Origin of the sequence: Atlantibacter subterraneus (genome assembly GCF_007570865.1) — a bacterium.
GTDB lineage: Bacteria > Pseudomonadota > Gammaproteobacteria > Enterobacterales > Enterobacteriaceae > Atlantibacter > Atlantibacter subterraneus.
On the sequence record NZ_VLPS01000003.1, the window covers coordinates 548,550 to 568,604 of the forward strand.

The following is a 20,055-nucleotide window of genomic DNA, read 5'->3' on the forward strand; positions in this document are numbered from 1 at the left end:
ATCAACGCTTTTGTTCGAGATTTCTCGCAGGATCGAGACGGGAATCAGCCGTACAAATTTCGACAGTATAGAGTGTGGTTTAGGCACTAAATATAAATTACACTTTATGAGGTGGTTATGACATGGACGGTTGTCTTTACGCCAGAGTTTGAACAATGGCTGTATGACCAGGAACCGGGATTGAAGAATCGCGTTAATGCCGCGTTATTAACCCTTGAGTTAACCGGCCCGGCGTTGGGTCGACCACGCGTTGATACGCTTTTTGGTTCCTTTTACCCCAATATGAAAGAGTTACGCCTGCAATATGCTGGCGACCCGTGGCGGATTTGTTTCGCTTTTGATTATAGCCGGCAAGCGATAATGCTTTACGGTGGGAAGAAAACGGGGCAGAAGCGCTTTTATACAACATTGATCACGCGGGTTGACGCGATTTTTGCGCGCTACCTTGCCCGCAAAAAGGATCGGGAATGAAAACATTACAGCAACACCTGGCAGAGCTTACCCCTGAACATCGGGCCGAAATTGAGCGTTTGGCTGAAGAGTTCGCTGCCGAAAATGGCTTACCGAGCATCAGAGAAATGCGCGCCATGTCGCAGCAGGAGCTTGCCGAAAGGCTGGGCGTAACCCAGCCTGCGGTGGCCGCCATGGAGCGGCGCGGAGATGATATTAAAGTCTCGACGTTGAAACGTTACGCAGAAGCCCTGGGCGGTGAATTGAAGATCAGCATCGAACTGCCCGAAGGAAGCAGAGTGATTTCACTCTGAACTTCCCCAGACAACTCAGCTATTACCGAAACACCACGTTCGCCCAGCGTGCCAGCCCGGCGGTGACCGAGCCGAAATCGTCGCCGCCACGAATCGGCGTCCCGGGCAAATACGCGGCCAGCAGATTGCGGATCAGCGGCGAGCGGGCGCTGCCGCCGGTGAGATAAATCACCTCCGGTGTGATATGGCTGGCTTCCAGCGCTAGCGTCACCTGTTCGATAATGCGTTGCAACGGCTGGGTCAGCGCTGCTTCCAGTTCGGTTTGCGAAATGGCGGCCTGCAGGTCGTCAGTGATAAACGGCATCCGCGCCAGGTGGTTATCCCCGGCAGAGAGCGCGATTTTGCTCTCCTCGGCGACCCGCACCAGACGGTAGCTCAGACGCTGCTGCCACACTTTACGCAGTCTGGCGACGTCGTCAGGCGCTTTGGCATCGCGGATCAAATCCAGCAGCAACCGGCCATTGGCTACGCTGTAAAAATCGCTTTGCGCCGGGACATCGTTGATGGCCACCGCGTTCCACCAGGGCAGCGTCGGCAGGGCGATACCTTTCTGGGTTTCGCCACCCATGCCTAACAGCGGCATCAGCTGTTTAAATGCCAGAGCGATATCCAGATCGTTACCGCCGATGCGGCAGCCGCTGTGGCCTAACAGGCTGGCTTCGCGATCGGCTTTCATCGCCCACTGCGGCCCCATTAACAGTACCGAGCAGTCGGTGGTGCCGCCGCCGATATCCACCACCAGCACGCGCGTTTCCTGGGTCAGGGTGGATTCAAAATCCAGTCCGGCGGCGACGGGTTCATATTGAAATACCACATCGCGAAAACCAGCGCGCTGCGCCGCGCGTTCGAGAATGCCCTGCGCCTGGGCGTTGGCGTCATCGCCGCCCAGCCCCTGGAAGTTAATCGGACGGCCAATAACCGCCTGGTCGATGGCCTCGTGGGTTTGTGCGGCGGCGGTGTTGCGGATATGCAGCATCATGGCGCATACCAGATCTTCAAACAGCGCTACCTGCTGCGGTTTCAGGCCGCTTGCGCCGAGAAACGACTTCGGCGATTTAACAAACCAGACCTCTTCCGGGTCGTCCATATAGTGCTGCAACGCCGCCAGCCCAAACTGCACGCTGGCGTCGCTAACCCGAATATCTTCTTCGCGGTTAGCGTTAATCGCCCGGCGAAGCAGCGCTTTGTTTTCATCGCCCGGCGTCGGGACATCGTGACAGCGGTACAGCCATTCGCTCACCGCCTCGCGGGTGGGCGCACACAGCATCGACGGCAGCAGCGGCGAATCGTTTTCCAGCGTCAGCATCTGCGGCGTGCCGTCGCGCATCATCGCCACCGAACAGTTCGCGGTGCCGTAATCAAAACCAATAAACATTTTCATCCCCATGCCTGTGAAGAAGGGGGGCGACTTTAGCTGAATGTGGTGCGGGCAGCAATCGGAATAGTAAAGCAAGGCGAAACGGGCAGGAAACGGCTACCCTGAATCCAGTCATTCAAGGAGATAGCATGTTTATAATTGACTACCGCGGCCCGTACGACTGGGCCTGGATGTGCGGCTTTTTACGCCACCGTACCGTCGAGGGCGTCGAAATCATTAACGATGACAGCCTGCAGCGGGTGATGGCTATTGGCGATGCCCGGGGGCTGGCCACCATTCACATTGCCGGTAATAACCAGCTGCACGTCACCCTGAGCGACGGCCTGCTGCCGGTTGCCGACGAGGCGCTGGCGCGGCTGCGCGGCTGGCTGGATTTAGAGACCGACCCACAACCCATTATCGACACCCTGGGCGAACTCGCCGCCCCGATACCGGGTTTACGGCTGCCTGGCTGCGTCGATCCGTTTGAGCAGATGATCCGCGCGGTATTAGGCCAGCTGGTGAGCGTCGCTATGGCGGCGAAACTGACCGGTAAACTGGTGCAGGCGTACGGTGAACCGCTGGATGGTGAACCGGGCTGGCGCTGTTTTCCGGATGCGCAGATCCTGGCCAGTGCTCGCTGGGAGGCGTTAAAAGCGCTGGGCATGTCGAAAATGCGGGCAGACACTATCATCAACCTGGCGCAGCTGTGTCTGGACGGACAGCTGATGCTGTCCCGCCCGGAAAACGTCGAGCAGGGCATCAAAACGCTGATGAAACTGCCGGGGATTGGTCGCTGGACCGCCAGCTATTTCGCGTTGCGCGGCTGGCAAAGCCCCGACGTGTTTTTGCCGGATGACTACGCCATCAAACTGCGCTTCCCCGGCATGACCCCCGCACAAATTCGCCGCTACGCCGAGCGCTGGTCGCCCTGGCGCTCGTATGCGTTATTGCACATCTGGTATAACCACGGCTGGCAGCCGGATCAGTTAATCGCGAAGTAACCCTGGTTAAGCAGCATATCCAGCGGCTGGGTCTGGGCGATGGTATCGCCCCAAATCATATCGATGCCGATGCCGGAAAGCGTGTCCATAATCAGCGCCTGATCGGCGGGGCCGGCGATGCACTTCAGCCCCAGGCGCTGGGCGTGCCCCTGGATGATGGTCACCATCATCTCATCCATCAGGTTGGTGTGAACATCCGTGACCAGCTCCGGCTCAATCATCACGTAATCGCACATCTGGCGCGTCAGTTGGTTAAAGATCTCCATATCGCGCCCAACCTGGCTGACAATAATGCGGCAACCGGCATTGCGCAGCTTGATCATATTGTTTTTGGCACGCTCGTCCTCCGCCAGCAGCACGTCGCTATGAAGAGTGAAGTGCAGCAAGCGCGGCGGCAGCGCGCTGGTGCTCAGCGCCGCCAGTATCTCGTTAATGGTCTCATCGCTGGCGATGCCCTGAGGCGATAAAGGCAGAGCGACACCAAACCCTTTCAGCGTGATAGCGGTGGCGTGGTTGTGCAGAAAATCAGTAAACACGCGGCGGTCAAGCGCGCATGAGAGCGCGGGGTCAGTGAGGCCCGAGCGAAACGACGCTTCCTCCAGCACATTGCCTTCGCTGGTCCACAGTCGCAGCGACAGGATCCAGAAGTTTATGGATTCCGGTATGCGCGGCGACGCCACGGCGCGCGCCAGTAGCATCATATGATTGTCGTTAATAATCCGCGCCTGTTCTTCATGGGCCAGTAACGTGCGCTGCTGCTGTAAGTGCTGCTGCTGCGGTTCGTACACCGTAACCATGCCGCGCCCTTTGTTTTTTGACGCGTAGCAGGCGATATCCGCCTGTGACATCACTTCTGAAGCCAGATTATTACTGGCGTCGATCAGCGTGATCCCGGCGCTGGCACCGATGCGGTGCAGGCGGCCTTCCCACATAAAGTGGTAGTCATTCACCGCCTGAATCAGCCGGGTTGAGATGGTATACGCGTTTTCGATGCCGCAGTCCGGCAACAGCAGGCCGAATTCGTCGCCGCCGAGGCGCGCCAGAATATCGGTGGTGCGCAGCATGCCCAGCATCAGCGATGCCAGTTCGCGCAGTAGGGCATCCCCCGCTGCATGGCCTGCTGTGTCGTTTACCGCTTTAAAGCGGTCGAGGTCGATGCACACCAGCGCATGGCGCTGATGGTTTTCGCCCACGCTTTGCAGCAGGCGTTTGAGATGATTTTCGAAACTCACGCGGTTCGCCAGATGGGTGAGTGCATCGTGCGAGGCGCTGTAGCTCAGCTGGCGCAGCATTTTGCGTGATTCGGTGACGTCCTGAATCACCAGCACCGAGCCGATGTTTTGCCCATCCAGGGTGCTGAGCGGCGTCACGGTGTAGTGAATATCGTAGCTTCCACCGTTGCGGCAGTGCAGCACCACGTCCTGTTCGATGGCGGTGCGGCTGACGTCTCCGCTGTGGATATTTTCCATCAGCGGCCCTTTGTCGCCGAAGGTAATGCGCAGCACCGACAGCAGCGGTTGGCCCATAGCCTGCTCCTGCGACCAGCCGCTCATGGTCTCCGCGACCGGGTTCATAAAGGTCACGTTCATATCGACGTCGGTACAAATTACCGCTTCGCCGATAGAGTCGAGCGTAATATGCAAACGCTCTTTTTCCTGGAATAGCGCCTCGTTAAGCTGTTTAACTTCGGTCATATCCATATTCACGCCCAGCAGCCGCTCCACATCGCCCTGCTTATTAATGACGCGATTGGCAAGGGCGCGAATATGGCGGATGCCTTCACTGACCTGAATGCGGAATTCGATTTTAAACGGGATGCGCGCTTTTAGCGCATCGTTGATCGTCATCTCGACTGAACCGAGATCTTCTTTTACCACTCTGGACGCCCAAAGTTGGTAGGTGGGCTTGATGTGAGGTGGAATATCGTACAGCTCGAACATCCGCTTATCCCAGCTAATAATGTCGGGCCCTAACTCCCATTCCCAGATACCGATGCCGCCCGCCTCGTTAGCCAGCGTAATGCGCTCCATCAAGCGTTTATTCATCCACTCGGTATGTTTGAGATCGTTAATATCTTCAATCTGGGCAATAAAATAGAGCGGCGCACCGTTATTATCCCGCACCACCGAAACCGACATCAGCGCCCAGACCACTTCACCGGCATGGTTGAAGTAGCGCTTTTCCATGGAATAGCTGTTGATATCGCCTTTAATCAGGCTCTCCAGCTGTTCCAGATCGTCATGTAAATCTTCCGGCCAGGTGATTTGCTGGAATGTCATGCCGCACATTTTTTCCGGGGGATATCCCAGAAACTGGCACAGGGATTTATTGACCTGTAGCCAGCGGCCATCAATCGACACCAGCGCCATGCCGATTGAAGAGTACTCCATGGCGTTACGAAAGCGGGTTTCGCTCTCGGAAATATGCTTACGCTCTTCGCGAAACGCATACATCACCATAGTCATTACATTAGCGGGCAGCAGGATCAGCAAGAACGGCAGCCAGGGCGCATTCACCATCACCGAAGGATGCGGCGCGGTGAGCATTTCCGGGTTGCGGGTGAGCGTCAGGGAGACCACCATCACCGTTGCCAGGAAAATCGTGAACGCCTCCAGACGCGGCAGCCGAATGGCGCTCCACATCAGCAGGACGATGATAAAGGTAAACGGCCAGGGCAGATAATGCAGCGCCAGCCAGCTCAGCGCCAGCGTCAAGCACAGCGATCCCAGCGTTTCGACCAACAGCCGTGGATTGCGATGGCGTAGCAAATAGTGGGATTTAAACAGCAGACCAATCGGTACCAGCGCGATGGCGGCAATCGTCTCGGATAATACCCATACAAAAAACGTTCGTAGATTTTCGTCGTTCGGCGTAAAAATAACCGCCAAAACCGCACCGAATAACGGGGGAATAACCGCGCTGCCGATCGCCAGCTTTACCCAGTTGTTGAGATTTTGTAATGGATTGGCAGAGGGCAGAAGTTTGCGCAGTAATATTGCCCCGAGCAGGGCTTCAAGAATATTGATTAGCGGAAAGGTTATTACAATATGGTTTGAGGGAAATAAAACCAGTGACGCAAGTAAATTACCGGCCACGCACGCCGCGGCGATAGCGGGCCAAAAAGAGGCCGGATGCCGATAAAAAGCCACCATCATAATGGCGGTGGGAAACCACAGCGGCGCAAGGGATGAACCTAACAGCGTCAGCTCAAGAGAAAAAAGGGTAAATAAAAAACTTAATAGCCCCAGGCTTAGCAACCGTAATACGGGATGAGGCGTAGAAACTTCAACGCGCATGTTCTTTTTAATCATTACCGCTAATCCGTTATGGCATTGCCGCCAGGAGCAAAGCCCGGACGCATTATTCGACGTATCGGGCTATGCTAGTACAAACAATTTACAATTCCTATGCCGCCGACTGATAAATTCTCATTGCAGCAAGCTTTATTGTTTTAATCGCAATAGCCTGAATTATTAACTGAGATTATGGTTAAAAAAATGCGTTCCGGTGCCACTCTTTAAAAAAAGTTATTCGCAACCGGATGTCGGCGCACCTGTGACTGGTATCGGGGGGGCGAAATCCCTATAATTGCCGCGTTTGGCGCTGCGGCGTCGTCCTTCCCCTCATTCAAAAACCAGGTCGCTACATTTATGACTGACAAGTCTCATCAATGCGTCATCATCGGCATCGCCGGCGCATCCGCTTCGGGCAAAAGCCTTATCGCCAGCACACTTTATCGGGAACTGCGCGACCAGGTCGGTGACGAACACATTGGTGTCATTCCGGAAGACAGCTATTACAAAGATCAGACCCACTTGTCCATGGAAGAACGGGTTAAAACCAACTATGACCATCCCAACGCCATGGACCACAGCCTGCTGTTCCAGCATCTGCAAACGCTGAAGTCCGGCAAGCCGATTGAACTGCCCGTCTATAGTTATGTCGAACATACGCGTACCCAGCAAACGGTCCACATCGAACCGAAAAAAGTGATTATCCTCGAAGGGATCCTGCTGCTCACGGATGCGCGCCTGCGCCAGGAGATGAACTTCTCGATTTTCGTCGATACGCCGCTGGATATTTGCCTGATGCGCCGCATCAAGCGTGATGTAAACGAGCGTGGCCGTTCGATGGATTCGGTGATGACTCAGTACCAGAAAACGGTACGCCCGATGTTCCTCCAGTTTATTGAGCCATCGAAACAGTATGCCGACATCATCGTGCCGCGCGGCGGCAAAAACCGCATTGCGATTGATATTCTCAAAGCGAAAATCAGCCAATTCTTTGAATAACACGCAGTTAGCGTGTACCGTTCTAAGAGTCATAATGTATTTCCCGGCCCGCAGCGGTCGGGAATTCAAGCACAACAGAGGAGCGTGCGATGCGTCTTTGCGACCGTGATATTGAAGCCTGGCTTGATGATGGCCGTTTAGCGATTACCCCGCGTCCTCCGGTAGAGCGCATTAATGGCGCGACGGTGGATGTGCGTCTGGGCAACAAATTCCGCACCTTCAGCGGCCATACCGCCGCGTTTATTGATTTAAGCGGACCGAAGGCGGAAGTCAGCGCCGCGCTGGATCGCGTGATGAGTGATGAAATCGTGCTGGCGGACGGCGATGCGTTTTTCCTGCATCCGGGCGAACTGGCCCTGGCGGTAACGCTGGAGTCGGTGACCTTACCGGCGGATCTGGTAGGCTGGCTGGATGGCCGTTCCTCACTGGCGCGTCTGGGGCTGATGGTCCACGTGACCGCGCACCGCATCGATCCCGGCTGGCAGGGCTGCATCGTGCTCGAATTCTATAACTCCGGCAAACTGCCGCTGGCACTGCGTCCGGGGATGGTGATCGGCGCGCTGAGTTTTGAGCCGCTGTCCGGGCCTGCCGCGCGCCCTTACAATCGTCGTGAAGATGCCAAGTATCGGGATCAGCAAGGTGCGGTAGCCAGCCGCATCGATAAAGACTAATCCGGTTACTGACTGAGGATGCCATGAGACGACTTCTGACGACGCTAATGATATTGCTGGTGGTCATCATCGCTGGCCTGTCCGCATTAGTGCTGTTGGTCAACCCCAACGATTTTCGCGACTATATGGTTCGCCAGGTTGAGGCGCGCAGTGGATACCAGCTTAAGCTGGAAGGGCCGCTGCGCTGGCACGTCTGGCCTCAGTTAAGTATTCTTTCCGGGCGTATGAAACTTACTGCTCCGGGCGCGTCACAGCCGATGGTCACCGCCGATAATATGCGCCTTGACGTTAAGCTGCTGCCGCTGCTGTCGCACCAGCTGCACGTCCGCCAGGTGATGCTGAAGGGCGCAGTGGTTCAGTTAACGCCTGAGAGCGAGGCGCGCCGTCCCAAAGATGCGCCAATAGGCCCACAGGGCGGCGCAACGCCTCCCGATACCGAGCGCGGCTGGAGCTTTGATATCTCCCGTCTGAAAGTGGCCGACAGCGTATTGGTTTTCCAGCATGAAGGCGATGAGCTGGTCACGGTACGCAACCTTAATCTCCAGATGGAACAGGATGAGAAGCGGCAGGCGCAGATTGATTTCAGCGCCCGGGTGCTACGTGACCAGCGCACGCTGGATCTCTCTTTTAACGCTGCGCTTAACGCCGCGGACTATCCCGACAACCTGACGGCCAGCGTCACCAATTTACAATATCAGCTGCGGGGCGCAGATCTGCCGCGCCAGGGCATCACCGGGCAAGGTGTGTTTAATGCCAACTGGCAGGAGGGGCAGAAAAAGCTCAGCTTCAGCGAGCTGCAACTCACCGCAAATGACAGCCAGTTAAGCGGCGATGGCAGCGTGATGTTGCAAAAGCAACCTGACTGGTTGCTGAATCTGGCCTTTAACAAACTCAATCTGGAAAATCTGCTGCCGACGCAAGCGCCATCCACCACGCCAGTCGCCCAGCAGGCGCAAAGTCAGCCCGTACTGCCGCGTCCGGTGATTGCCGACAATGCCTCTGAGCAGGATTATTCGGCGCTGCGCGGCTTTAACGCCCGGGCCAATATCAGTGCCGAAAGCGTGCTGTGGCGCGGCCTGAATTTCACTAAAGTGCGCGCGGCGCTGGCCAATAACAGCGGATTACTGACCATTTCCACGCTGGATGGCAACTTAGGCGCGGGCCATATTTCCCTGCCGGGCAGCCTGAACACCAAACAGCAGCCGGCGCAGGTGAAGTTCACCCCAACCATTCAGAATATCGAAATTAGCCAGGTGCTTAAGGCGTTCGATTATCCGATTGCCCTGAGCGGTGCGCTGTCGATGACCGGCGATTTTTCCGGGGCGCAAATCGATGCCAACGCATTTCGTCAGAACTGGCAGGGCAGGGCCAGCGTCGAGATGACCAACTCGCGTCTTGAGGGGATGAACTTCCAGCAAATGATCCAGCAGGCGGTGGCGCGTAATAACGGTTCGGTGCAGGCGCAGCAGTTCGAAGAGAACGCGACCAAACTGGAACAGTTCACGACGGACGTGTCGCTCGACCACGGCAAGCTGACGCTAAACAAAATGGAAGGGCGTTCCTCCATGCTGGCGATGAATGGCGAAGGCACTATGGACCTGGTCACTGAACAGTGCGATACCCTGTTCCAGGTGCGGGTGGTCGATGGCTGGAAAGGCGAGGGCAGCCTGGTAGAATTCCTCAGGCAAACGCCGATCCCGCTGCGGGTCTATGGCTCCTGGAAGCAGTTGAACTACTCGCTGCAGGTTGACCAGGTGCTGCGTAAGCATCTGCAGGAGGAAGCTAAGCGGCGGCTGAACGACTGGGCCGAGCGCCATAAAGACAGCAGCAAGTCGAAGGACGTGAAAGAGTTGCTGAAAAAGCTGTAATAAAAAACGGGGCCAAATGGCCCCGTTGGTTTATCCGCTTAGCGCGCTTGCCAGCTGCGGCTCGCGTCGCCGTTGATCAGCAGCGTGCGGTGTTCGCCGGGCGGCAGGCTAACGGTAAGTTCACGCCACGCAGGCTGATAATCGCCACGGGTCGAGACTTCCAGACGAAGGGTGTTAGCATCGCAGGTCAATTCCCACTCCAGCCACAGCGCATTGCCGTCCTGATAGCCCCAGCTCTCGCCGTCGTCTTCAAACAGCAGGCCACGACTGGTCCCGCAGCCCTTCAGCGGGAACAGCTTCAGCTCGCGACAGGTGTCGTCTTTCGGGCTGGTATGCGCCAGCCGCGCGCTCATCGGCAGGCCCGCGCCCGCACGCACCAGCAGCGGTAGCGTTTCCAGCGGTGCTGCCAGGGTGATCCATTGCCCGCCGCTGTACCAGTTGCCGGTGTAGAAGTCATACCAGCCGTCGGTATTGGCGGGCAACCACAGCGTACGCTCGCGTGCGCCAGGCTCAACCACGCTGGCGACCAGCAGGTCCTTGCCGAGGATAAACTCATCGCACTCTTCAAAGGTCTGCGCATCGTGTTCGTGATCGAGGAACGTCGGGCGCAGTATCGGCTCGTCATCGGCGTGGGCCTGCCACAGCAGGGTATAGAACCACGGCAGCAGACGGTAGCGCAGTTCGATGGCGCTGCGGATGGCGGGCGTGATGGCCGGGTACATCCAGGGTTCGTTAACCGTATGGTCGTCATTCCAGGAGTGGATAGTGAAACGCGGGTGCATTACGCCGTTTTGCACCCAACGCACAAACAGCTCCGGGTCTGGACGATCGCCGGAAAAACCGCCCACATCGTGGCCGACGTTATACAGCCCCGAAAGGCTCATGCCGACGCCCATGCGGGTGTTAAAGCGCAGCGTTTCCCAACTGGTGCGGTTATCGCCGCTCCAGGTTTGCACGTAGCGCTGCATACCGGCGCAGCCGGAACGGGAAATCAGGTACGGGCGTTTTTCCGGCGCGAAGCGCTGCTGGGCTTCCAGCGACGCGCGCATCATCAGCAGCGGCATCACCGGGCGAATATATTTGATGGCGATGGGATTGCCGAAGCCGTGGCAGCGCGCTTCGCCATCCCACACTTCAAACTCGTTGTTATCGTTCCAGGTGGAGTCAATGCCCATTTCCAGCAGCTGGGTGGTGACGCCGTTCTGCCACCATTTGATGGTATCCGGGTTGGTGAAATCGAGGTTGGAGCCTTCGTCATCCCAGAAGCTTGAACGCTCCGGCTTATCCGACTCTGAATCACGAATAAACAATCCCTGTTCCGCCACTTCGTTATAGCGCGGATGGTCCTGCAACAGGCAGGGCTTGATATTGGCCGCCAGCCGCAGCCCCGCATCATGAAATGCCTGGCTCATCACTTTTGGCTGCGGCACTTTGTCGTAGTTCCAGTTGAACACGTAGCGCTTGTTGTTGATGGAGGTATAGCCGGACGACAGCTGGAACGAATCGCAGGGAATGGCGTGCTCTTTGCACAGCCGGATAAAATTCATCAGCTGCTGCTGGGCGTCCGGCGCGTCGGTGTAGTGCATGGTTGAGCCGCTATAGCCCAGGCTCCATTTCGGCCCGAAAATCGTTTTGCCGGTCAGCCGCACAAAGGCTTTGGTGATATCCAGCACCCGCTTGCCGACGAACAGGTAATAATCGATATCCCCCGCCTCCGCCTGCCAGCGGCGATAGGGGCGATGGTAGTTGTCGATCTCTTTACCCATGTCGAACCAGCAGCTGCTCAGGTTATCGTAAAACAGCCCGAAGCTGACGCCGGGGCGCTGGGTGATGGTAAACGGAATATGCTTGTACAGCGGATCGGTATGGGCGGCGTTATAGCCCATGGCGTCCAGGTTACGCATTTCGTAGCGCTTGCCGTTGCGCTGTAGCGGCCCGGCCTTTTCCCCCAGCCCGTAATAACGGTCGCCTTCCAGCCGGTGCTGATAGTGCGCCACGCCGTCGCCGTGGGCGTTGATCAGATAGGCGCTGGTCGCGCGGTCGCTGGCCAGTAGCTGCCACTTGCCCTGGTCATCCCGGTAATGCCACTCCAGCCACAGCGGCTGATGCACCGTCACGCGTAAGGTGTCGGTGGCGACCACCAGGCGATCGTCTTGCTCCTCAACGCTGAAGCCCGGCAGGGTAAATCCGCTCAAATCATCGCGGCTACGACCTTCCCAGGGCACGTCCTGTCCGGGCGCGATGCTCCAGGTTTTATCCAGCGCCCAGCCGGTATTGCGGGAGATTGCCACCCGAAACAGCCCCTTTTCCAGTACGTACAGCGCCAGGCGATAACGTTGATCGAGTTGCAGCGTAACATGGCTTTGGTCTGCGTTAAGCAGGGTCCAGTTTTTCAGTGTTTTCATAACGTCCCTTATCTTCAGGCGCGACGCGCGCGGCGTTCAGCGATAAATACCACCAGGAAGAAGGCCCCGATGAGATCGAAGAAGCCCATGGCGATAAACAGCGGGTTAAAACCGATCTTGTCGGCGGTGACGCCGATAAGCAGTGAGAACAGGAAGCTGGCGATCCACGCGCAGGAGCCGCGCATGCCGTTAACGGTCGCCATCTGGCCTTTATCGAACGACTCCACCACCAGCGCGCTGAGCATGCAGGAGATAATCTGGTGCCCGAAGCCGCCGATGGAGATCAGGATGATGGTGATATAGGGATCGCGAGTCAGGGCGACGATAGCCAGCGACACCATTAAAAACGCGCCGGTGACCGAACTGGCGACCACCGAGTTGACCCGGCTACAGCCAAACAGGCGGGTATACAGACGAGTTAAATAGCCGCTGGCGACGCTACCGAGATCGGCGGCCAGGAACGGCAGCCAGGCGAACATGGCGATCTGCTTCAGGTCCATGCCGTGTTCTTTAGCCAGATACAGCGGCACCCAGAAGCTCATCACCGCCCAGGCGGGTTCGGCCATAAACGCCGGAATAGCGATACCGTAAAAGCGTCTGTTTTTGCCGACGGTTTTCAGGGCGGTAAAGAAAGGGAGTTTGACCGCGGGCGGTTCGTTATCCTGCTGGATATAGGCCAGCTCGTCTTTGCTCAGATTGGGGTGCTTCTCCGGGTTATGGTAAAACAGCCACCACAGCAGCACCCACAGCAGCGCCAGCACGCCGGTAAACATAAATGCGCCCTGCCAGCCGAACGACGCGTGGGCAAAATAGATAATCGGCGGTGCCAGCATCGCGCCAATCGAAAAGCCCACGCCCGCCCAGCCAGCGGCGACCGGGCGCTCCTTTTTCGGGAACCATTCGCCGAGGGTTTTGGCGTTAGCGGGGGTGGCGGCGGCCTCTGCGCCGCCCATCACAAAGCGCAGCAGCGCCAGCTGTAGCCAACTGCCCGCACCGGCATGAAAAATACAGGTCAGCGCCCAGATCGAGGCGCAAATCAGAAAGCCGATTTTCAGGCCGATGACGTCAATCAGCCAGCCGCAAATCGGCTGGAAAACCGTATAGGCCAGCTGGAATGCGCCAACAATCCACGAGTACTGCTCGGTGGTGATGCCCAGGCTCTCTTTCAGTTCCGGGGCGAGGATCCCCAGCGAGTTACGGGTGATGTAGTTAACCGTCACCCCCATCAAAAACAGGACCAGCACCCACCAGCGCAGGTTTTTCACAACGCGCCGGGTTTTTCCGGTCGCTAACGGCTCGTTCACACCCTGACTCATAACGGTCTCCAGACAGCGTTAATACGGTTGATTGGTATGACAACTCGCGGAACGGGGTTAACCGGACGGCACCGCGCGGATTTCATATTCCTTTGAAATAGTGTTGGTATCGATACGGCTTACGGCGTATTGGTTGACCAATCTGAGACTAGTTAAGGGTCTGGCGTGAAAAAAGTGGAAAGTGTGCAAACTTTCTCATTAATCCGCACATTTTGACGTTACGCTGATTTAACTGATGAAATTATTACTGTTTATCTCATGAAAATTTTTTCATTTCGCGATTGGGCGTAGATCACACAATGAGCAAAAACCTAAAAATCAGCCTGATTGCTGAGCAAACGGGCCTGTCGATCAGCACGGTTTCCCGCGTACTGGCGGGGAAGTCGAACACCAGCGATGCGGCGCGGGCGCGCGTGATGGCGTGCGCTCGCCAGCTTGGGGTGCTGGACGGGATGGCGGCAGGGCGGCTGCTGCTGAATAACCTGCTGGTGTTCGCGCCGCAGCGCGCCTTTGACGAGCGTTCCGATATTTTTTATTACCGGGTGATCCAGAGTATTAATAAGGCACTGGCCCCCCATGACGTGCGGTTGCGCTACTGCGCGCTGGAAGAAGAAGACAGCGACGCCAACCTGTTTTTGGCGCGGATCAACGAGCCGGATAGCCAGGCCGCGATCCTGCTGGGTATCGACAGCGCGCATATCCACGATCTGGCTGCCGATATCGGCAAGCCCTGCGTGCTGATTAACTGCCGCGATCCAAAAATGCGCCTCCCGGCGGTCGCGCCGGATCACCGTTCCATCGGCGAGGCCGCTGCCCGCTATCTGTTTGAGATGGGGCATAAGCAGGTGGTTAACCTGTTGTGCTTGCGGCGCTACACCATGGACTTGCGGCTGGCGGGGATTAAAGAGAGCTGGGAAGCGCACAATCTGGCGTTTGATGAATCCCGCCATCTCATTGCCGCCAGCAGCTTTAGCGCAAAAGAGAGCGAGGCGCTGATCGGTGATTTTCTGGCAAACGCTGACGGCCCGCTGCCCAGCGCGATTCTGGCGGGCGGCGATTTTATGGCGGCAGGGGCGGTCACCGCGCTGCAAAAAGCCGGTTTGCGGGTGCCGCAGGATATCTCAGTGATGAGCATCGATGCCTTTAATCTGGCAGCGATTCAGGATGTGCCGCTCACGGCGATGCACGTGCCGCGCGATGAGTTGGGGGAAGAAGCGGTATTGATGCTGCAACAGCGTCTGATCCGGCCCCACGCGGCCTGCGGTACGCTGCTGTTGCACGGCACCCTTGCAGTCAGGGAGTCGGTGCGCCGCATCCGCAGCGGTAAACACGCTGCCGGGGTACGGCACAACGGTTTATATGACGATTAGTGACCGCAAACCTCGCACTGCGGGTTGCGCGCCAGCTTCATCTCGCGGAACTGACAGGTCATGGCGTCATACATAACGATTTTGCCCGCCGCGGCTTTGCCGTACCGGGCGAGGATTTTGATCGCTTCCATGGCCTGCATCGCGCCAATCACGCCAACCAGCGGGGCCATCACGCCCGCCTCCACGCAGCTTAACGCGCCGTCGCCGAATAACCGGCTCAGGCAGCGGTAGCAGGGTTCGTCGTCCCCCCAGGTAAATACCGTGATTTGCCCTTCCATGCGGATCGCCGCGCCGGAAACCAGCGGGATTTTTTCGGCAAACGCCAGCCGGTTAAGCTGATTGCGCACCTCGACATTATCGGTGCAGTCCAGCACCAGATCGTGGGCGGCAATCTGCTGTGCCATCGCCGCGTCGTCCAGCAGGGTGGCGACACTATCAATAACGGCGTTGGGATTGATGGCGGCGAGCTGTTCCCGCGCCGAATCCACTTTCAACAGCCCGACAGTCGCGTCGCGGTGCAGCGTCTGGCGCTGCAGGTTGGAAACGGAAACCGTGTCGAAATCGACCAGCGTTAACTGCCCGACGCCCGCCGCCGCCAGATACTGGCTGGCGGCGCAGCCCAGCCCACCGAGGCCGACAATCAGCACCCGCGCGGCTTTCAGACGCTCCTGGCCGTCAAAATCAAACCCGCGCAGCACGATTTGCCGGTTATAGCGCATCATCTCCTGGTCGGTGAGCTGCTCCATGGTTAGCCTCCAAACAGGTGATTAAACGGCTGAACCTCGACCCATTCGCCGGCTTCAACATTGCCGCGCTCGCGCTCCAGCACCACAAAACAGTTGCCCTGGCTGAATGAGCTGAAAATATGCGATCCCTGATGGCCGGTGGTGACCACTTCCGGCGTACCGTCCGCGCCGCGCTGCAAAATGCCGCGCTGGAAGTCGAGGCGGCCCGGAGATTTTTTAAAGCGACCGCCCGCACGCACCCGCAGCGTTTGCGGCAGGGAGAGGGTGTGTTGGCCGTTAAGCTTCGCCAGCAGCGGGATCGCCAACTGGTAAAAGGTCAGCGCCGCAGAGACCGGGTTGCCCGGCAGGCCGCAAAACCAGCTATTCGGCAGGCGGCCAAACGCGAAGGGTTTGCCCGGCTTGATCGCCAGCTTCCAGAAGGTGATTTCACCCAGTTCTTCCAGCAGGGTTTTGGTGAAATCCGCTTCGCCTACCGAGACGCCGCCCGAACTGAGTACCACGTCCGCCTGGCTATCGGCCTGAATAAACGCGGCGCGCAGCGCATCCGGATCGTCAGGGATTATCCCCAGATTGATCACCTCGCAGCCGAGCTGCTCCAGCATCACATGCACCGCGAGGCGGTTGGTGTCATAAATCTGGCCGTCGCCGAGCGGCTGACCCGGCAGCTGTAGCTCATCGCCGGTGGAGAAAATCGCCACTCTGGTTTTGCGCACTACCTCGACATGGGGGATGCCAAGCGACGCCAGCATCGGCAGTTCGCCCACGGTGAGTCGGGTCCCGGCGGTGAGCACCGCCGCATCGCGCTGGATATCTTCCCCGCGCAGGCGAATGTTTTGCCCCGGACGCACCGGATGCGGAAAGCGCACGCCCGCGTCGTTGGCGTCGGCTTCTTCCTGCATGATCACCGCGTCGCAGCCCGCCGGAACCGGCGCGCCGGTCATGATGCGGATGCAGGTACCCTGCGGCCATTGGCCCTGGAACGGTTGCCCGGCGAACGCTTTGCCTGCCACCGGCAGCACCGCGCCGTCTTTCACATCGCCCAGGCGCACCGCGTAACCGTCCATCGCCGAATTATCGAATCCGGGAACGTCCATGGGCGACGTGACATCGCGCGCCAGCACCCGGCCAAAAGCCTGTTGCAGCGGTAAGGTTTCGGTATCGGTCAGCGGCGTGATACGGGCAAGCATCTGTCCAAGGGCGTCATCAAGCGCCATCAGTCCAGCGGTGAAATCCATGAGCTCTCTCCTGGCGGGAAATAAAGGATGCATTATGTCAGAAATCGCACTTCAGCGGGATGCCCCATCTGGGGGTAGGGAAGCCGGGGCGCTTTACATCACATGTGGCACTTTCTATATTCAAATTCGATATGAATAAATTGCAACGATAATGATATTTATAAAGAAAACGTGGCAATACCTTATTGATGCAGGATAAAGAGAGCATGGGAAAAGCGGTTATTGCCATACACGGCGGCGCAGGGGCGATTGCCCGGGCCAGCATGAGCGCGGAGCGGGAGCGCCAGTATATCGCCGCGTTGGCCACGGTGATTGAGGCCGGGCAGGCGATTCTGGCAGCGGGCAGCAGCGCGCTGGATGCGGTTACCGAAGCCGTGCGTTTACTGGAAGAGTGCCCGCTGTTTAATGCCGGGATCGGCGCGGTGTTTACCCGGGATGCCACCCACGAACTGGACGCCTGCGTGATGGAAGGCCATACCTTAAAGGCGGGCGCGGTAGCGGGCGTCAGCCATCTGCGTAACCCGGTACTGGCGGCGCGGCTGGTGTTGGAAAAAAGCCCCCACGTGCTGCTGATTGGCGACGGGGCGGAAGCCTTCGCCCATCAGCACGGCATGGAGAGCGTCTCGCCGGATATTTTTTCCACCCCGGAGCGGCTGGCGCAGCTGCATCAGGCGCAACAACACAATGCGGTCCAGCTTGATCACAGCGCGCCGCTGGATGAGCGGCAAAAAATGGGCACCGTCGGCGCGGTGGCGCTGGATCGCCACGGCAATCTTGCGGCAGCAACCTCCACCGGCGGGATGACCAATAAACTGCCGGGCCGGGTTGGGGATTCCCCGCTGCCGGGTGCGGGGTGCTATGCCAATAATGCCAGCGTGGCGGTCTCCTGTACCGGCACCGGCGAAGTGTTTATCCGCGCGCTGGCGGCCTATGATATCGCCGCACTGATGGAGTACGCCGGGCTGAGTTTACCCCAGGCGGCGGAGCGGGTGGTGATGGAGAAGATCCCGGCGCTCGGCGGCAGCGGCGGGCTGATAGCCATTGACCGGGAAGGCAACGTGGCGATGCCGTTTAACAGCGAAGGCATGTATCGCGGTTATGGCTACGTCGGCGATGCGCCCACGGTGGGCATTTATCCGGAAGCAGGAGGCCCTGGTGTCACAGAATGAATTACTGGCGGACGACGAGGTACTGGCGGTTGAGGATCTCACTATCGCGTTCCGTCAGGAGCAGGGCGTTACCCAGGCGGTCAGCGGGCTGAACTTCTCGCTGCGGCGCGGCGAAACGCTGGCCATTGTCGGCGAATCCGGCTCCGGAAAATCAGTGACCGCGCTGGCGCTGATGCGCTTAATCGAACAGGCGGGCGGCGAAGTGACCAGTGGCCCGATGCGGCTGCGGCGGCGCAACAGACAGGTGCTGGATCTCGCTACCGCCAGCCAGGGGCGGATGCGCGAAGTGCGCGGCGCGGATATGGCGATGATTTTCCAGGAGCCGATGACCTCCCTGAATCCGGTGTTTCCGGTGGGCGAGCAAATCGCCGAATCTATTCGTCTGCACCAGGGCTTGAGCCATAAAAGCGCGCTGGCGGAGGCGAAGCGGATGCTCGATCTGGTGCGTATTCCCGAAGCCCAGGCGATTTTATCCCGCTATCCGCACCAGCTTTCCGGCGGGATGCGCCAGCGGGTGATGATCGCCATGGCGCTCTCCTGTAAACCGGCGGTGCTGATTGCCGACGAACCCACCACCGCGCTGGACGTCACTATTCAGGCGCAGATCCTTCAGTTGATCCGCGTGTTGCAGCAGGAAATGTCCATGGGGGTGATTTTTATCACTCACGATATGGGCGTGGTGGCGGATTTGGCGGACCGGGTGCTGGTGATGTACCAGGGCAAGGCGGTAGAAACCGCCCCGGTTAACGACATTTTTAGCCATCCTCAGCACCCTTATACCAAAGCGCTGCTGGCGGCGGTGCCGCGCCTCGGCTCGATGAAAGGCCATGCGCTGCCGCGTAAATTCCCGCTGCTCAATGACGCCGCCGGGGATGAGAAGCGTCCGGTGCGCGACACGGTGATTACCGATGAAGGCCCGATTTTGCAGGTGCGCGACCTGGTAACGCGCTTTCCGGTACGCAGCGGCATTCTCAACCGCGTTACCCGGGAAGTACACGCCGTCGAGCACGTCAGTTTTGATCTGTGGCCCGGTGAAACGCTGGCGCTGGTGGGCGAATCCGGCTGCGGGAAATCCACCATCGGGCGCTCACTGCTGCGGCTGGTGGAAAGCGAGTCCGGCAGCATTACCTTTGAGGGCAAGCGCATTGACCAACTGTCCCCGTCGGGAATGCAGCCGGTGCGCCGGGATATCCAGTTTATCTTCCAGGATCCTTACGCCTCCCTCGACCCGCGCCTGACGGTGGGCTATTCGATTATGGAGCCGCTGCTGGTGCATGGCTTGATGAAGGGCGAGGCCGCCGAGCAGCGCGTCGCCTGGCTACTGGAGCGCGTCGGGCTGAAGCCTGAACACGCCTGGCGCTACCCGCACGAGTTTTCCGGCGGTCAGCGCCAGCGGATTTGCATCGCCCGGGCGCTGGCGCTCAATCCGAAAGTGGTGATTGCCGATGAATCGGTTTCCGCGCTGGATGTGTCGATCCGCGCGCAAATCATCAATCTGCTGCTCGATTTGCAGCGTGAATTCGGCATCGCCTTTTTATTTATTTCCCACGATATGGCGGTAGTGGAGCGCATCAGCCACCGCGTGGCGGTGATGTATCTCGGGCAGATTGTCGAGATTGGCCCCCGCCAGGCGGTATTTGAGAACCCGCAGCACCCGTATACCCGGAAACTGATGGCTGCCGTCCCGGTGGCCGACCCGGCGCACCGGCGTCGCCAGCCGGTGCTGTTATCCGATGAAATACCCAGTGCCACCCGCAGGCGCGGCGATAACCCCTTCGTTGCCCCGCTGGTATCGGTCGGGCCTGACCATTTTGTGGCGCGCCATACCGTCGGCAACGCCTGAATCCAACAATAAAAA

Annotated in this window: 15 protein-coding genes; 9 read left to right on the forward strand and 6 right to left on the reverse strand. The window is 58.4% G+C overall.

Annotated features, from left to right (window positions below):
- Positions 1-117: 117 nt before the first annotated feature.
- Both FND52_RS08275 and FND52_RS08280 read left to right on the forward strand, forming a co-directional pair.
- Positions 118-471: a type II toxin-antitoxin system RelE/ParE family toxin gene (locus FND52_RS08275; RefSeq protein ID WP_144130450.1), complete on the forward strand. Its 354-nt coding sequence runs from the start codon at positions 118-120 to the stop codon at positions 469-471.
- Positions 468-764: a helix-turn-helix domain-containing protein gene (locus FND52_RS08280; RefSeq protein ID WP_144130452.1), complete on the forward strand. Its 297-nt coding sequence runs from the start codon at positions 468-470 to the stop codon at positions 762-764. The genes FND52_RS08275 and FND52_RS08280 overlap by 4 nt, the downstream gene beginning before the upstream one ends.
- A gap of 22 nt (positions 765-786) precedes the next feature.
- Here FND52_RS08280 and yegD read toward each other — a convergent pair whose 3' ends face one another.
- On the reverse strand, positions 787-2,139 hold the full coding sequence (gene yegD / locus FND52_RS08285; RefSeq protein ID WP_144130574.1) for a molecular chaperone: 1,353 nt from the start codon (positions 2,137-2,139) through the stop codon (positions 787-789).
- Positions 2,140-2,270: 131 nt separating this feature from the next.
- Between yegD and alkA the strand changes: the two genes are divergently transcribed.
- Entirely contained in the window at positions 2,271-3,125 is an 855-nt protein-coding gene (gene alkA / locus FND52_RS08290) for a DNA-3-methyladenine glycosylase 2 (protein WP_144130454.1), read from the forward strand.
- Here the strand turns inward: alkA and FND52_RS08295 are convergent.
- Entirely contained in the window at positions 3,107-6,436 is a 3,330-nt protein-coding gene (locus FND52_RS08295) for a diguanylate cyclase (RefSeq protein WP_125291703.1), read from the reverse strand. The two genes, alkA and FND52_RS08295, sit on opposite strands and share 19 nt — an antisense overlap.
- Before the next feature lie 339 nt (positions 6,437-6,775).
- Between FND52_RS08295 and udk the strand changes: the two genes are divergently transcribed.
- From udk to asmA, 3 genes are all read left to right on the forward strand, one after another.
- Positions 6,776-7,417, forward strand: coding sequence for a uridine kinase (udk, locus tag FND52_RS08300; RefSeq protein ID WP_125291704.1), 642 nt, complete (start codon positions 6,776-6,778; stop codon positions 7,415-7,417).
- An 89-nt stretch (positions 7,418-7,506) separates the two neighbouring features.
- On the forward strand, positions 7,507-8,088 hold the full coding sequence (gene dcd, locus FND52_RS08305; protein WP_144130456.1) for a dCTP deaminase: 582 nt from the start codon (positions 7,507-7,509) through the stop codon (positions 8,086-8,088).
- 23 nt (positions 8,089-8,111) lie between these two features.
- On the forward strand, positions 8,112-9,956 hold the full coding sequence (asmA, locus tag FND52_RS08310) for an outer membrane assembly protein AsmA (RefSeq protein ID WP_144130458.1): 1,845 nt from the start codon (positions 8,112-8,114) through the stop codon (positions 9,954-9,956).
- Between the two features lie 38 nt (positions 9,957-9,994).
- On the opposite strand, the gene FND52_RS08315 is transcribed toward asmA, so the two are convergent.
- Together FND52_RS08315 and FND52_RS08320 are read right to left on the reverse strand one after the other, a co-directional pair.
- Entirely contained in the window at positions 9,995-12,361 is a 2,367-nt protein-coding gene (locus tag FND52_RS08315; RefSeq protein ID WP_144130460.1) for a glycoside hydrolase family 31 protein, read from the reverse strand.
- 14 nt (positions 12,362-12,375) lie between these two features.
- Positions 12,376-13,677 (reverse strand): MFS transporter, encoded by a 1,302-nt coding sequence (locus tag FND52_RS08320; protein WP_144130462.1) that lies wholly within the window; start codon positions 13,675-13,677, stop codon positions 12,376-12,378.
- 299 nt (positions 13,678-13,976) lie between these two features.
- On the opposite strand from FND52_RS08320, the gene FND52_RS08325 reads away from it, so the two are divergent.
- The gene (locus tag FND52_RS08325) at positions 13,977-15,047 is read left to right on the forward strand and encodes a LacI family DNA-binding transcriptional regulator (RefSeq protein WP_144130464.1); all 1,071 of its coding nucleotides are present in this window, start codon (positions 13,977-13,979) and stop codon (positions 15,045-15,047) included.
- Here FND52_RS08325 and moeB read toward each other — a convergent pair.
- A complete protein-coding gene (gene moeB / locus FND52_RS08330) occupies positions 15,044-15,793 on the reverse strand; it encodes a molybdopterin-synthase adenylyltransferase MoeB (RefSeq protein WP_144130466.1) in 750 nt (249 codons plus the stop codon). The two genes, FND52_RS08325 and moeB, sit on opposite strands and share 4 nt — an antisense overlap.
- A 2-nt stretch (positions 15,794-15,795) precedes the next feature.
- A complete protein-coding gene (gene moeA, locus FND52_RS08335; protein WP_144130468.1) occupies positions 15,796-17,028 on the reverse strand; it encodes a molybdopterin molybdotransferase MoeA in 1,233 nt (410 codons plus the stop codon).
- Between the two features lie 206 nt (positions 17,029-17,234).
- Here moeA and iaaA point away from each other — a divergent pair, with 206 nt between their 5' ends.
- Positions 17,235-18,197, forward strand: a complete 963-nt coding sequence (gene iaaA / locus FND52_RS08340; protein ID WP_144130470.1) for a beta-aspartyl-peptidase — start codon at positions 17,235-17,237, stop codon at positions 18,195-18,197.
- Positions 18,142-20,040, forward strand: coding sequence for a glutathione ABC transporter ATP-binding protein GsiA (gene gsiA, locus FND52_RS08345; protein WP_167509345.1), 1,899 nt, complete (start codon positions 18,142-18,144; stop codon positions 20,038-20,040). The genes iaaA and gsiA overlap by 56 nt, the downstream gene beginning before the upstream one ends.
- The last annotated feature ends 15 nt before the right edge of the window (positions 20,041-20,055 follow it).